Below are 14286 nucleotides of genomic sequence, written 5' to 3'. Positions count from 1 at the left end.
GGGACGTTCACCCAGAAGACCCATCGCCAGCCGGCCGAACCGACCAGCAGCCCGCCGACGGTCGGCCCGAGCGCGAGCCCAAGGGCCTGGGCGGCGGCCTGCATGCCGAGCGCGGCGCGCATCCTGGTGCGGGGCACGCTCGTGACGACGAGCGCGACGCTGTTGGCCTGGAGCATGGCCGCCCCCGCCGCCTGGAGGACGCGGAACCCGATGAGCGCCTCGAGCGTCGGCGCGAACCCGCACGCCGCGGAGGCCACGGTGAAGACGAGGAAGCCGTAGAGGTAGACGAGCTTGCGCCCGGCCGCGTCCGCGAGCCGGCCGGCCCCGGCCAGCAGCCCGACGAGCGCGAGCAGGTACGCGAGCGAGACCCACTGCGCGGCGGCCAGCGAGGCGTGGAAGTCGCGCTGGAGCGCGGGGAAGGCCAGCGTGACGATGCTGGCGTCGAGTTGCCCCATGAACGCACCGACGCAGACGGATGCGACCGCGAACCAGGGGGCGTAGGGGTGTTCCCGAACCGCTCGCGGGCGTGCGGGTTCAACGAGCAACCGCGTCATCTGTCCAGGTCTCCACGCTCGGCGTCGAAGATACTTCTGTTAGAGAAGTATAAATGTCGAAGTTTGTCCGCTGACGGGCGGGTGGTCGCGACGCGTTCCCGCCCTGGGGCGGCGAACCGGTTCGGCACCGGTAGGGCAACGACTCAAAGTCAGGCCGATCTCATGGCGACGCCGGTGTCGTACCGCCCTCCGCCTGGGCGCCGCCGGGCCCGGCGGCCGGGACGTGTTCGGGGCGTGACGGCGGGTCGCAGTGCGCGGAAGTCCTCCGGAGCGGGACAATGCTCACCCCAGCGACACTTCCCCCCTTACGGAGTTCACCCTTTGGGCCTCGCCGACCTTGAAAACGTCGATCTCGTGACGGGAGAGCCCGACGGCGACCAGGGTCTTTGGATCCTGTCGGAGGACTGGCCACCGGAGCGCGAGGCGCTCGACCACGTACAGCTTCTGATCAAGCTGGCTCACGTCCGCGCGTACGCCGAGCAGCTCGACGGGCAGGGGCACCGATCGACGATCCTGCTGCACAGCGGTGAAGAGCCGCCGTCGAGCGTGCTGCGGTTTCTGCAAGAACGCGACATCGCCGCCATGACCGTCGGCCCCTCCGGGCCGCGTCCGGCGGCGGGGCGGCCGGCGCGGTACCCGAACCTGCACGACGGGTCGCCCGACCTCGACACCCTTCAGGCCGCGAACGCCGCGAGCTTCGCCGCCGAGCACGGGCTCGACGGGTCGATCGACTCACTCGTGCTGCTCGACGACGCCCTGGAGGAGCGCCGGCGCCTCCAGGGTCTGCTTCCCGGCGACGTGGACCCGGAGTTCTCCGACGGCGACCTGGTCGTGCTGGCCGGAGCGTACGCGGGCGAGGTGCTCCGCCACCAGACCCGCGAGGCGATGTGGTGGCTGGGGCCGCCCGGCCGGTCCGGCCCGCTGCACATGCGCGCCGGCCTCGGCTTCGGGTCGCGGGTCGACACGCTCGGGCGGGTACGGCGCTACCTGCGGTACGGCTCCAGCGAATCGGTGCACGCCCTGGTGGCGGACCTGGCCTCGCGCTTCACCCGCTGACTTCGCGAATACAGATTGCGATCACTCGATCGCTCTCCGTATCTTTAAGGGCACCTAAACCCCGACCATCGCTGGGAGCCCGATAATGCTCGCATCACCCTCAATCGAGGAGCGTGTCTCGACCGTGGAGGACACCGTCAAGGACCTCGTCATGTCGCTTCCCCTTCCGGACTCCACCGCGAGAAGGCTCCAGGCCGACGTGATCCTCCTCCGTCAGGAGACCGCGTCACTCCGCCGGGACGTCGTCGACCTCGCCGTGGACACGCACGAGATCCGGGAGACCCTGAAGGAGCACGGCACGATCTTGAAGGAGCAAGGAGCGACGCTGAAGGAACACGGCACGCTCCTGAAGGAGCAAGGAGCGACGCTGAAGGAACACGGCACGCTCCTCAAGGAACACGGTGCCACCCTCCAACGCCACGAAACGATGCTGAAGGACCACGGCAAGCTTCTCAAGGAGCACAGCCGGGACCTGACCGAGATCAAGACGACCCTCCGAGACCACGGTGAGGTCCTGAAGGACCTGGCCACCACGCTCAAGGTCGTCGTGACCAAGCTCGACGAGCGTTAGCCCGTCGGCGTCGTGTCGCCCGGCTGAAGCCGGGCGACACGGGCCGGCGGAGCGTCGTGCAGGTCACCGCTGGGCCGTCGGGACAACCGGCGGGCTCGGCTCTGTACGGTCAGCCGAGGCCCAGCAGGGTCTCCAGGCCGACGGTGAGGCCCGGGAGTTCGCCGACGCGGCGGACGCCCAGGAGGACCCCCGGGCTGAACGACTCGCGGCTCAGCGAGTCGTGGCGGATCGTCAGGGTCTCGCCGTGGCCGCCGAGCAGCACCTCCTGGTGTGCGATCAGACCGGCGAGGCGCACGGAGTGCACGCGGACGCCGCCCACGTCGGCGCCGCGGGCTCCGTCGAGCGCGGTCGTGGTTGCGTCCGGCGAACGTCCGACGCCGGCCTTCTCACGCGCGGCGTTCGCGAGTTCGGCGGTACGGCGGGCGGTGCCGCTGGGCGCGTCGGCCTTGTTCGGATGGTGCAGCTCGACGATCTCCACCGAGTCGAAGAACGGGGCGGCCTTCTGGGCGAAGTGCATCATGAGCACCGCGCCGACGGCGAAGTTGGGGGCGATCAGCGAGTTGACACCCGGGTGGGAGGCGAGCCAGCCGCGGACGGTCTCGAGCCGGCCCTCGTCGAACCCGGTCGTCCCCACGACCGTGTGCACGCCGTGCTCGACGCACCAGCTGAGGTTGTCCATGACCGCATCGGGATGCGTGAAGTCGATGGCGACCTCCGCGGACGCGAGCGGATCCCGCGCGTCGCCGACGTCCACGGCGGCCACGAGTTCCAGATCCTCCGCCGCCTCAACCGCCCGGCACAGCTCGGCGCCCACACGCCCGCGCGCACCCAGCACCCCGACCTTGATCATCTGTTCCCTCTCGCTCGTCCTGGCGCAGCGCCGAGCCTATCGCCCACGGCGGCGTCCGCGCCGAACCCGGAGACGGCGACGGGCACCTCCGCTCCCGGAGGTGCCCGGTAAAGCCCGTCCCTACGTCCTCGTCCGGCTCACAGCGTGAAGTCGCGGCCCCCGAACGGACCGATGACGGTCAACGTCATCGCACGGCCGAGGACCTCCGCGCCGATCGCGCGGACGTCGTCGAGGGTCACCGCCTCGATCCGGCCCAGGATGTCATCGACCGACAGCAGGCTCTCGTACACGAGCTCGCTCTTGCCGATGCGGCTCATCCGCGACCCGGTGTCCTCCAGGCCGAGGACGAAAGAGCCGCGCAGCTGTCCCTTGCCGCGCTCCAGCTCGTCCTCGGTGATGCCCTCGGCGGCCACCTTGGCGACCTCGTCGCGGCAGATGGCCAGGACCTCGTCCACCTTGGCCGGGAGGCAGCCCGCGTACACGCCGAACGTGCCCGTGTCCGCGTACTGGGAGTTGTAGCTGTACACGGAGTAGGCCAGCCCGCGCTTCTCCCGGATCTCCTGGAACAGGCGCGATGACATCCCGCCGCCCAGGGCCGCGTTGAGCACGCCCAGGGCGAAACGGCGCTCGTCCGTACGGGTGATGCCGACCGTGCCGAGGATCAGGTTGGCCTGCTCGGTCGGCCGGTCGATCGAGTGGACTCCCGGGTTGGCCGCGGCGCTCGTGCCTCCGGTACGCGGCGCGCTCGGTGCACGGCCGGCGTCGCCCAGGCTGGCGGCGAACGCCTCCGACACCAGGCGGACGACCTCGTCGTGGTCGAGGTTGCCGGCCGCCGCGACGACGAGGTTCGGCGCGACGTAGCGGCCCCGGTAGTACGCGCCGATGCGCTCCTGGGGCAGGCCGCTGATCGACTCGACCGTGCCGAGGATCGGACGGCCGAGCGGCACGTCGCCGAACAACGCCGCGGCGAACTCGTCGTGCACCGCGTCCGTCGGGTCGTCGTCGTGCATGGCGATCTCTTCGAGGATCACCCCGCGTTCGGCCTCGACGTCCTGATGCTCGATCAGCGACGAGGTGACCATGTCGGAGACGACGTCGATGGCGAGCGGCAGGTCGGAGTCGAGCACCCGCGCGTAGTAGCAGGTGTACTCCTTGGCGGTGAAGGCGTTCATCTCACCGCCCACCGCGTCCATCAGCGACGACATCTCCAGCGCGGTGCGCTTGGGCGTGCCCTTGAACAGCAGGTGCTCCAGGAAGTGCGACGCGCCGGCCTCCTCGGGCGACTCGTCGCGTGACCCGACGCCCGCCCAGATGCCGAAGGCGGCCGAGCGTACGGTCGGCATCGTCTCGGTGACGATGCGCAGACCGCCCGGCAGGACGGTGCGCCGCACCACCCCGGCACCATCGGTGCCGGGGTGGACGGTGCAGGTCGAGCCGGGCTCCTGCTCTCGCGCGGTGATCGTCATGAGTTGCGGTCGGCGCCGTCGCCACGGCTCTCGCTGCGGCCGCCGCCGCTGCGAGTGCGCCGGCGGCGCGGACGCTCGCCGTCGCTACGGCTCTCACGCCGTTCCTCCGGCTGACCGTCGCCCGACGGCCCGGCCTCCGCGGCGTCCGAGCCGCCCTCGGCCGCGGCCGCGGCCTCCTGCTCGATCACGTCGACCGGCACCAGCGACAGCTTGCCGCGGGAGTCGATCTCGGTGACCTCGACCTGGACCTTCTCGCCGACCTTGATGACGTCGTCGATGTTCTCGATCCGGGCGCCGCCGTGCAGCTTGCGGATCTGGGAGATGTGCAGCAGGCCGTCCTTGCCGGGCAGCAGCGACACGAACGCGCCGAACGTCGTGGTCTTGACGACCGTGCCGAGGTAGCGCTCGCCGACCTCGGGCATGTGCGGGTTGGCGATCGAGTTGATCGCCTGCCGCGCGGCCTCCGCGGACGGGCCGTCGGTGGCGCCGACGTAGATCGTGCCGTCGTCCTCGATGGTGATCTCGGCGCCCGTGTCGTCCTGGATGGAGTTGATCATCTTGCCCTTGGGGCCGATGACCTCGCCGATCTTGTCGACCGGGACCTTGATCGTGATGATGCGCGGAGCGTTCGGGCTCATCTCGCCGGGGGCCTCGATGGCCTCCTGCATCACGTCGAGGATGGCCAGGCGCGCGCCCTTGGCCTGCTTGAGCGCCGCCGCCAGGACGCTGGCCGGGATGCCGTCGAGCTTGGTGTCGAGCTGGAGCGCCGTGATCAGGTCACGGGTGCCGGCGACCTTGAAGTCCATGTCGCCGAACGCGTCCTCGGCGCCCAGGATGTCGGTCAGCGCGACGTACTCGCCGCCCTCGCTGATCAGGCCCATCGCGATGCCGGCCACCATCTGCTTGAGCGGCACGCCCGCGGACAGCAGCGACATCGTGCTGGCGCAGACCGAGCCCATCGACGTCGAGCCGTTGGAGCCGACGGCCTCCGAGACCTGACGGATGGCGTACGGGAACTCCTCGCGCGTCGGCAGCACCGGGATCAGCGCCCGCTCGGCGAGCGCGCCGTGGCCGATCTCGCGGCGCTTCGGCGAGCCGACGCGGCCGGTCTCACCGGTGGAGTACGGCGGGAAGTTGTAGTTGTGCATGTAGCGCTTGGTGCGCTCGGGGTTGAGCGTGTCGATCATCTGCTCCATGCGGAGCATGTTCAGCGTCGTCACGCCCAGGATCTGGGTCTCACCGCGCTCGAACAGCGCCGAGCCGTGGACCCGCGGCACCACGCCGACCTCGGCGGTCAGCTGGCGGATGTCCTTGACCCCGCGGCCGTCGATGCGGATCTTCTCGGAGATGACCCGCTCGCGCACGAGCTTCTTGGTCAGCGCGCGGAACGCGGCGCTGATCTCCTTCTCGCGCTCCTCGAAGTCCGGGCCGGCCTTCTCGAGGGCGAGCGCCTTGACCCGGTCGAGCTCGCTCTCGCGCTCCTGCTTGCCCGCGATGGTCAGCGCCTGGGCCAGCTCGGAGCGTACGGCGGCCTCCACGGCGGCGTACGCGTCGTCCTGGTAGTCCAGGAAGATCGGGTAGTCGGCCGTCTCCTTGGCCGACTGGGCGGCCAGCTGGCTCTGCGCCTGGCAGAGCACCTTGATGAACGGCTTGGCGGCCTCCAGGCCCTCGGCGACCGTCTCCTCGGTCGGCCCGGTGGCGCCGTCGGCGACGAGGTTCAGCGTGTGCGGCGTCGACTCGGCCTCGACCATCATGATCGCGACGTCGCCGTCCTCGAGCACCCGGCCGGCCACGACCATGTCGAAGGTCGCGCGCTCCAGCTCGGGGTGCGTCGGGAAGCCGACCCACTGGCCCTCGATCAGCGCGACGCGGACGCCGCCGATCGGGCCGGAGAACGGCAGGCCCGCGATCTGCGTGGACATCGACGCGGCGTTGATCGCGACGACGTCGTACAGGTGCTCGGGGTTGAGCGCCAGGATCGTCTCGACGATCTGGATCTCGTTGCGCAGGCCCTTCTTGAACGAGGGGCGCAGCGGCCGGTCGATGAGCCGGCAGGTGAGGATGGCGTCCTCGCTCGGCCGGCCCTCACGCCGGAAGAACGAGCCGGGGATGCGCCCGGCGGCGTACATCCGCTCCTCGACGTCGACCGTGAGCGGGAAGAAGTCGAGGTTGTCCTTCGGCTTCTTGGACGCGGTGGTGGCGGACAGGACCATGGTGTCGTCGTCGAGGTAGACGACGGCGGAACCGGCCGCCTGGCGGGCGAGCCGCCCGGTTTCGAATCGGACCGTGCGTTGGCCGAAAGCGCCGTTGTCGATGACGGCTTCGGCGATCTTCACACCTTCCACGTGTGAACCCTCCTTGGGAATCGGTGGAGGCCCGCAATCCGGTTCCCCGGGTGGTGCAACGCTCTGTGGAGAGGTGCCGGTCTTCGATCGAAGCCGTCGGATCCGCCCGGTTCCGATGGCCACTACCGAGGACCGGCCCCCGACGCACGCGGGGCGGCGGTCGCGGGCTCATTCAGTTGTACGAATACGAAGAGAGGGAGCGGCGGAGGCCGCTCCCTCTGACCGCTATCGGCGGAGGCCGAGTCGCTCGATCAGCTGACGGTAGCGGTTGATGTCCTTCTTCTGCAGGTACTGCAGGAGGCGACGACGCCGGCCGACCATCAGAAGCAGACCACGACGGCTGTGGTGGTCGTGCTTGTGGGTCTTGAGGTGCTCGGTGAGCTCATTGATGCGCTTGGTGAGCACGGCGACCTGGACCTCGGGCGACCCGGTGTCGCCTTCGGACGTGGCGTACTCTTCCATGATCTTTTTCTTGGCGGCGGTGTCGAGCGACACGGCTCTCCTTCTCTAGCGGGTACGCCGATATCAAGTCGAAACACTCGGAAACCATGCGTACCCACAGTCATCCGAGTGGGTGGGCGATCACGCCCCGCAGCGGGCAGCCGACTACTGCCGGTCACTTCCCAGCGGCAAATCACGGTACCACGTGAAACCTGGAGGTCCGTTAACGATTCAACACCCTGTCATGGCGGAGTGTTCCCGCCATCCGGCCTCACTCGCGGGTGAGCTCGCGGGTCCGGTCGACGTCGCGGCCCATCTGGTCGATCAACGCCTCGACCGAGTCGAACTTGAGGGTGTCGCGCAGCCGCGCGGTGAAGTCGACGCCGACGTGCGCGCCGTACAGGTCGAGATCGTCGCGGTCGAGGGCGTACGCCTCGACGGTGCGCTCGCCGCCCTCGAAGGTCGGGTTGACGCCGATGGAGATCGCGGCCGGCCAGCGGGCGTCGGGATGACCGGCGGACCTGTCGCCCTGCAGCTCGGCGTAGCCGGGGCAGTGGAGGTATCCGGCGTAGACCCCGTCCCGCGGGATGGCGGTGTGCGGCAGGCTCTCCAGGTTGGCGGTGGGGAATCCGAGGTCACGGCCGCGCTGCGCGCCGCGTACGACGATGCCCTCGACGCGGTGGGGCCGGCCCAGGAGCCGCGTGGCGCCCTCGACGTCTCCCTCGGCGAGATGCTCGCGGACCAGGGTCGAGGAGATCGGCCGGCCGTCGGCGACGAGCGGCACGCCCTCGGCCTCGAAGTCGTACTTGCCGCCCAGCTCCTGGAGCAGCGCGACGTCGCCCTTGGCCCGATGGCCGAACCGGAAGTCCTCCCCCACCACGACGCGGACGGCGTGCAGCCGGTCGACCAGGACCGACTGGACGAACTCGTCCGGGCCCATGCGGGACAGCTCGAGGGTGAAGGGCAGCACCATCACCGCGTCCGCGCCCAGCTCGCCGAGGAGCTCGGCGCGCCGTTTCGGCGTGCACAGCAGCGGCGGATGCGTCCCCGGCCGTACGACCTCGTCGGGATGCGGGTCGAATGTGATCACCACGGCGGGCACCCCCAGCTCGCGGGCGAGCTCGGCGGTGCGGTCGACGAGCCGCTGATGCCCGCGGTGCACACCATCGAAAACGCCGATGGTGACGACCGACCGGCCCCATTCTGCGGGCACGTCGTCGAGGCCATGCCAACGTCGCACTGTCCACCCCTTCTCGCGGTGCTCCTAGCGTGCCATGGGCGGGGCACCGGGGGTGACATCGGGCCGGGTCCGATGGTCTCGTGCCTCGTCAGCGCCCCGGACCGAGGGTCTCGGCGGCGCCGTACCGCCGGATGCTGACGCGCACCTCACCGCAGGCGCATCGACTGTAGGTCACCAGGCCCTCGGAGGTGGCATGCCGGGAGATGACCTCGTACGGCTCGGACTCGGGCCAGGCACAGACAGGGCACTCGGTCACCGGGGTTCCGCCAATGCGATCGCCGTAATGATTCATACGATGATAACCCTTACAGCTCGATCGTCGGGCAAGATAGGGCAATGCGGGTCACCGGCTACAAGAGTCAGGGCGTCGGCGCCGCGGCGGCTCTGGTCAACGCCGTGACGAGCGCCGAGGGAGTCGACACCGACGACGCACTGCGCGGCGTGCTGGCGCACCACGGCTTCTTCGTGGCGGACTTCACCCCGGACACCGCGGCGCGGCTGCGCCCCTGGGCCCGCATGCTGCGGGCGGTCTTCGAGGCCGAAACCCTGGACCGGGCGGTGGAGCTGCTGAACGGCCTGCTCGCGGACGTGCCCATGCACCCCCACCTGGCCGACCACGACGAACGGGGCCTGCACCTGCACTACGCGCCGCCGCAGGTCGAACTGGCGCACCGGTTCCGCGCGACCACGCTGATGAACCTCTCGGAGCTGGTCTGCGACCACGGCATCGACCGGATCGGGGTCTGCGCCGCCTCCGGATGCGACCGGGTCTACGCCGACGACTCCCGCGGCGGACGGCGGAGGTTCTGCTCCGACGCCTGCGCGAACCGCACCAACGTCGCCGCCTACCGCGCCCGCCGCCGCGAAGGCCCCTGAAGTCCCCCGTCCGTAACGAGCGCCAGGACGGCAGGGTCTTGAGACAGGCCCTCAGGGAACGAAGACGGCGATCGGCTTGGCGACCGGGCCGTGCTCCTCCATCAGCGCGAGCAGCGTGCCGTCCGGGCCGAAGACGCCGATCGGGCCCGGGCCCAGGCCGGTGGCGCCCAGGCGCCCGCCGTGGGCGATCTTGCGGGCGTCGTCCGTGGACACGTCGAGCCGCGGGAAGGCCGCGGACACCGCGTCGGCCAGCGGCAGGACGGTCAGTTCTTCGGTGAGCTGCTCGATCGTACGGGCCTGGGACAGGTCGTAGGGGCCCACGCGGGTGCGGCGCAGGTAGCACAGGTGGCCGCCGACGCCCAGGGCCGCGCCCAGGTCGCGGGCCAGCGCGCGGATGTAGGTGCCGCTGGAGCACGTCACGGCCGCCGAGACGTCGAGCACGTCACCGTCGTAGCGCAGGTCGCCGAGCGCGAAGTCGTACACGGTGACCCTGCGGGCCTTGAGCGCGACCTCCTCGCCGTCGCGGACCCGCTTGTACGCCCGGCGTCCGTCCACCTTGATCGCGCTGACCTGGGGCGGGATCTGCTCGATCGGGCCGGTGAGGTCGGCGACCGCCGCGCGCAGCTCCCCCTCGGTCACCCCGGCGGCGGGCGCCGTGGCGGTGACCTCGCCCTCGGCGTCGTCGGTGTTGGTCGACTGCCCCAGCCGGATCACCGCGTCGTAGGACTTCTCGGTGAGCGCCAGGTGGCCGAGCAGGCGGGTCGCCTTGTCCACCCCGATGACGAGCACGCCCGTGGCCATGGGGTCGAGCGTGCCGGCGTGGCCGACCTTGCGCGTGCCCGCCAGCCGGCGCAGCTTGCCCACGACGTCGTGGGAGGTCCAGCCGGCCGGCTTGTCGACGATGACAAGTCCGTTCATGTGCGGGTGACGACCTCGATCTCGGCGAGAAGCTCGCGTAGGCGTTCGACCGCGTGCCGGACCTCGCCGTGCAAGGTGAAACCGGCCGCCGTCGGATGTCCGCCGCCGCCGAGCGCGACGCACGCCATCCCGACGTCGACACGCCCCTTGGAGCGGGTGGAGACCTGCCAGGCGCCCTCGTCGTCCTCCTTGAAGACGACGGCGACCTCGGCCTCGTCCGTCCGCCGGACGACGTCGATGACGCCTTCGAGCAGGTCGTACGGCAGGGCGGACGCGGCGCGGTCGGCGCGCGTCACCGTGGTCCAGACCATGCCGAGGCCGCCGGCCACGTCCGGTTCGAGCGTGGCGCGGCCGAGCGCGGCCGACAGCACCGGCAGGTAGCCGAACGGGGCGCGGTCCCAGACCTCGCGGGCGACCAGTTCGGGCCGGATGCCGGTGGCGAGCAGCCTCCCGGCGAGCGCGTGGACCTCGGGGGTGGTCGCGGCGTACTTGAACGAGCCGGTGTCGGTGACCAGGCCGACGTACAGGCCGAGGGCCATGTCGTGGGTGAGGGCCACGCCGAGCCGGTCGATGAGGCGTTCGGTGACCGCCGCGGTCGCCGCGGCGCCCGGGTCGACGAGATGCGTCGTGCCGAACCGGGTGTTCGACGCGTGGTGGTCCAAGACGATCACCTCGCGCGCCTTGCGGGCGTTGGCCGCGAGGCTGCCGAGCCGGTCGCGGCTGGCCGCGTCGAAGGTGACCATGACGTCCGGCTCGGCCGGGTAGTCACCGGGGTCGGTGAGCAGGTCGAGGCCGGGCAGGAACCGCAGGATCCGCGGCACGACGAACACGTCGCCGAACGAGGCCGTGAACGGCTTGCCCAGGACGCGCAGCGCCTGGGCGAAGGCCAGCATCGACCCCAGGGCATCGCCGTCCGGGCAGACATGACACGCCAGGCAGACCGTCTCGGCCTCGTCGATCGAGGCGACCGCCCGTTCCCACGCGTCGGCGGCGATGGCTGCGGTGCTACCCGGCGGGGAGTTCACGACCCGGAGTATCCCGCGTTGTCGGCATCGTCGCCGTCGGTTTCGTCAACATCCGCATCGGATCGCGCCTCGCGGTAAGGGTTCGCCTCCCCCGCAGGAAGGGCGCCCTCTGCGGTCTTGGCCACCTGCTCGTCCGCGGCGCGCGCCTTGGCGAGCAGATCGTCGATCTGCCGGGCGTTCTCGGGCAGCGCGTCGGGCACGAACGTCAGGCTCGGGGTGTGCCGTACGCCGGTGCGCTTGCCCACCTCCGTACGGATCACGCCCTTGGCGCTGTCGAGCGCCGCCGCGCTGTCCGCGCGCTCGGCGTCGCTGCCGTACACGGTGTAGAAGACCGTCGCGTCCCGCAGGTCGTTCGTCAACCGGGCGTCCGTCACGGTGACGAAACCGAGCCGCGGATCCTTGATCCGCCGCTCCAGCATCTCCGCGACGATCTGCTGAATGCGATCTGCGAGCTTACGAGCCCTCGCGGGGTCCGTCACAGTCTCTCCTTCATCGGTCCCGTGACCAGGGTGCGGTCACGGTCCTGCATAACAAGTAATGGAATGCACTCTATGACTCTTCGTTGAAGAGGCGTTGCCGGGCCGAGAGCAGCTCGATCTCCGGCCGCCCGGCGATCAGCCGCTCACACGCCTCCAGCACCTCGACGCAGTTGCCCGCCTCGGCGGAGACGACCGCGATCGCGATCTCCGCCCGGCGGTGCAGGTCGAGGTGGCCCGTCTCGGCGGCCGCGGCCGCCGGGAACCGGCGGCGTACCTCGGCGACGATCGGACGGACCACGGCACGCTTCTGCTTCAGCGAGCGTACGTCGCCGAGCAGCAGGTCAAGCGTCAGTGCTCCCACATACACAACGGTCACCCCCGTGATCGAACCGGCCCGCGACCGACGAGGTGGCGTGCGACAGAGCCGCACGCCACCTCTCCGGGTCGTACCGGGACCGGCGGGAAGGGCCGCGCTAGACGCGCGGCTTCTCCCGCATCTCGAAGGTTTCGATGATGTCGCCGATCTTGATGTCGCCGTACCCGACGCCGATACCGCACTCGAAGCCCTCGCGGACCTCGGTCGCGTCGTCCTTGAACCGGCGGAGCGACGAGACGGTGAGGTTGTCGGAGACGACCACACCGTCGCGGACCAGCCGCGCCTTGCTGTTGCGGTTGATCGTGCCGGACTGGACCATCGAACCGGCGACGTTGCCGATGCGCGGCACCTTGAAGATCTCGCGGATCTCCGCCGTGCCGAGCCGCACCTCTTCGAACTCGGGCTTGAGCATGCCCTTGAGCGCGGCCTCGACCTCTTCGATCGCCTGGTAGATGACCGAGTAGTAGCGGATGTCGACGCCTTCGCGGTCGGCCAGTTCCTGCGCGTTGCGCTCCGGCCGGACGTTGAAGCCGATGATGACGGTGCCCTCCGACGTGAGCGCGAGGTTCACGTCGTCCTGCGTGATCGCGCCGACGCCGCGGCGGATCACCCGGAGACCGACCTCGTCGCCGACGTCGATCTTGAGCAGGGCGTCCTCGAGGGCCTCCACCGAACCGGACACGTCGCCCTTGATGACGAGCAGCAGCTCCTGGAGCTCGCCCTTCTCGAGGTCCTTGAACAGCTCCTCGAGGGTGCGGCGCCCGCGAGTGCGGAGCAGCTCGGCGTTGCGCTTGCGCGCCTGGCGGCGGTCGGCGATCTGGCGTGCCATCCGGTCGTCGTCGACGACGATGAAGTTGTCGCCGGCGCCGGGGGTGGCGGACAGGCCGAGCACCAGGACCGGACGCGACGGCAGCGCCTCTTCGACGTTGTTGCCGTTCTCGTCCAGCATGGCGCGGACGCGGCCGAAGGCCTCACCACAGACGATCGAGTCGCCGACCCGGAGCGTGCCGCGCTGCACGAGCACGGTCGCCACGGAGCCGCGGCCCTTGTCGAGGTGTGCCTCGATCGCGACGCCCTGGGCGTCCTGCTCGGGGTTGGCCCGCAGGTCCAGCTCGGCGTCGGCGGTCAGGACGACGGCCTCGAGGAGGTCGTCGATGCCCATGCGCTGCTTCGCCGAGATGTCGACGAACTGCGTCTGGCCACCGAACTCCTCGGCGACGAGGCCGTACTCGGTGAGCTGCGCGCGCACCCGCTGGGGGTCGGCGCCCTCCTTGTCCACCTTGTTGACCGCCACGACGATCGGCACCCCGGCCGCGTTGGCGTGGTCGATCGCCTCCGTGGTCTGCGGCTTCACCCCGTCGTCGGCGGCGACCACCAGCACGACCAGGTCGGTCGTCTCGGCACCACGGGCACGCATGGCGGTGAACGCCTCGTGACCCGGGGTGTCGATGAAGGTGATCTTGCGTTCCTGGCCGTCGACCTCGGTCGCGACCTGGTAGGCGCCGATGTGCTGGGTGATGCCGCCGGCCTCGCCGGCCACCACGTTGGCGTTGCGGATCGCGTCGAGGAGCTTGGTCTTACCGTGGTCGACGTGACCCATGACGGTCACGACCGGCGGACGGGAGACGAGGTTCTCGTCGCCGCCCTCGTCCTCGCCGAACTCGATGTCGAAGGACTCGAGCAGCTCGCGGTCCTCGTCCTCGGGGCTGACGACCTGGACGTTGTAGTCCAGCTCGGCACCGAGCAGCTGCAGCGTCTCCTCGTTGACCGACTGCGTCGCGGTGACCATCTCACCGAGGTGCAGCATCACCTCGACGAGCGACGCCGGGTTGGCGCCGATCTTCTCGGCGAAGTCGGTGAGAGAGGCACCCTGCGGCAGGCGGATCGCCTTGCCGTTGCCACGCGGGACGCGGACGCCGCCGATCGAGGGCGCCTGCATGTTGTCGAACTCTTGACGCCGCTGCTTCTTGGACTTGCGCCCACGCGTGGGACGTCCGCCGGGACGGCCGAACGCGCCCTGCGTGCCACCGCGGCCACGGCCTCCGCCGCCCGGACGCGGGCCACCGAAGCCGCCGGGACGACCGCCGCC

General features: G+C 70.4%; 15 protein-coding genes. 3 read left to right on the top strand and 12 right to left on the bottom strand.

Going from position 1 to position 14286, the window contains the following annotated elements; translation table 11 throughout:
* The coding region (locus ACFFNX_RS24560; protein ID WP_378206698.1) for an MFS transporter at positions 1–455 on the bottom strand (455 nt) is incomplete at its 3' end.
* Positions 456–908: 453 nt separating this feature from the next.
* Here ACFFNX_RS24560 and ACFFNX_RS24555 point away from each other — a divergent pair.
* Positions 909–1610 (top strand): hypothetical protein, encoded by a 702-nt coding sequence (locus ACFFNX_RS24555; protein WP_378206695.1) that lies wholly within the window; start codon positions 909–911, stop codon positions 1608–1610.
* Between the two features lie 124 nt (positions 1611–1734).
* Complete coding sequence (locus ACFFNX_RS24550; RefSeq protein WP_378206692.1) at positions 1735–2181, top strand: hypothetical protein; 447 nt, start codon at positions 1735–1737, stop codon at positions 2179–2181.
* Between the two features lie 109 nt (positions 2182–2290).
* Here the strand turns inward: ACFFNX_RS24550 and dapB are convergent, their stop codons facing one another.
* From dapB to ACFFNX_RS24520, 6 genes are all read right to left on the bottom strand, one after another.
* Complete coding sequence (gene dapB, locus ACFFNX_RS24545; protein ID WP_378206690.1) at positions 2291–3031, bottom strand: 4-hydroxy-tetrahydrodipicolinate reductase; 741 nt, start codon at positions 3029–3031, stop codon at positions 2291–2293.
* A 137-nt stretch (positions 3032–3168) separates the two neighbouring features.
* Complete coding sequence (locus ACFFNX_RS24540; protein WP_378206687.1) at positions 3169–4497, bottom strand: M16 family metallopeptidase; 1329 nt, start codon at positions 4495–4497, stop codon at positions 3169–3171.
* On the bottom strand, positions 4494–6842 hold the full coding sequence (locus ACFFNX_RS24535) for a polyribonucleotide nucleotidyltransferase (protein ID WP_378206685.1): 2349 nt from the start codon (positions 6840–6842) through the stop codon (positions 4494–4496). Before ACFFNX_RS24535 ends, ACFFNX_RS24540 begins: the two co-directional genes overlap by 4 nt.
* A 225-nt stretch (positions 6843–7067) precedes the next feature.
* Positions 7068–7337, bottom strand: coding sequence for a 30S ribosomal protein S15 (gene rpsO / locus ACFFNX_RS24530; protein WP_285580821.1), 270 nt, complete (start codon positions 7335–7337; stop codon positions 7068–7070).
* Positions 7338–7554: 217 nt separating this feature from the next.
* Positions 7555–8523 (bottom strand): bifunctional riboflavin kinase/FAD synthetase, encoded by a 969-nt coding sequence (locus ACFFNX_RS24525; protein ID WP_378206680.1) that lies wholly within the window; start codon positions 8521–8523, stop codon positions 7555–7557.
* 88 nt (positions 8524–8611) lie between these two features.
* Entirely contained in the window at positions 8612–8779 is a 168-nt protein-coding gene (locus ACFFNX_RS24520; RefSeq protein ID WP_378206678.1) for a hypothetical protein, read from the bottom strand.
* 80 nt (positions 8780–8859) lie between these two features.
* On the opposite strand from ACFFNX_RS24520, the gene ACFFNX_RS24515 reads away from it, so the two are divergent.
* Entirely contained in the window at positions 8860–9399 is a 540-nt protein-coding gene (locus ACFFNX_RS24515) for a CGNR zinc finger domain-containing protein (RefSeq protein WP_378206675.1), read from the top strand.
* Positions 9400–9450: 51 nt separating this feature from the next.
* On the opposite strand, the gene truB is transcribed toward ACFFNX_RS24515, so the two are convergent.
* The 5 genes from truB to infB form a co-directional block, all read right to left on the bottom strand.
* Positions 9451–10317, bottom strand: a complete 867-nt coding sequence (gene truB, locus ACFFNX_RS24510) for a tRNA pseudouridine(55) synthase TruB (protein WP_378206672.1) — start codon at positions 10315–10317, stop codon at positions 9451–9453.
* Positions 10314–11342: a DHH family phosphoesterase gene (locus tag ACFFNX_RS24505; RefSeq protein ID WP_378206669.1), complete on the bottom strand. Its 1029-nt coding sequence runs from the start codon at positions 11340–11342 to the stop codon at positions 10314–10316. Before ACFFNX_RS24505 ends, truB begins: the two co-directional genes overlap by 4 nt.
* On the bottom strand, positions 11339–11821 hold the full coding sequence (rbfA, locus tag ACFFNX_RS24500; protein ID WP_378206666.1) for a 30S ribosome-binding factor RbfA: 483 nt from the start codon (positions 11819–11821) through the stop codon (positions 11339–11341). Before rbfA ends, ACFFNX_RS24505 begins: the two co-directional genes overlap by 4 nt.
* 70 nt (positions 11822–11891) lie before the next feature.
* A complete protein-coding gene (locus ACFFNX_RS24495; RefSeq protein WP_378206700.1) occupies positions 11892–12188 on the bottom strand; it encodes a DUF503 domain-containing protein in 297 nt (98 codons plus the stop codon).
* Positions 12189–12294: 106 nt separating this feature from the next.
* Positions 12295–14286 (bottom strand): translation initiation factor IF-2 (gene infB, locus ACFFNX_RS24490; protein ID WP_378206663.1); only part of this gene is annotated, 1992 nt, incomplete at its 5' end.

Origin of the sequence: Actinoallomurus acaciae, assembly GCF_042429965.1 — a bacterium.
Classification (GTDB): Bacteria; Actinomycetota; Actinomycetes; order Streptosporangiales; family Streptosporangiaceae; genus Actinoallomurus; species Actinoallomurus acaciae.
This window is presented reverse-complemented; position numbering and strand designations above follow the sequence as displayed.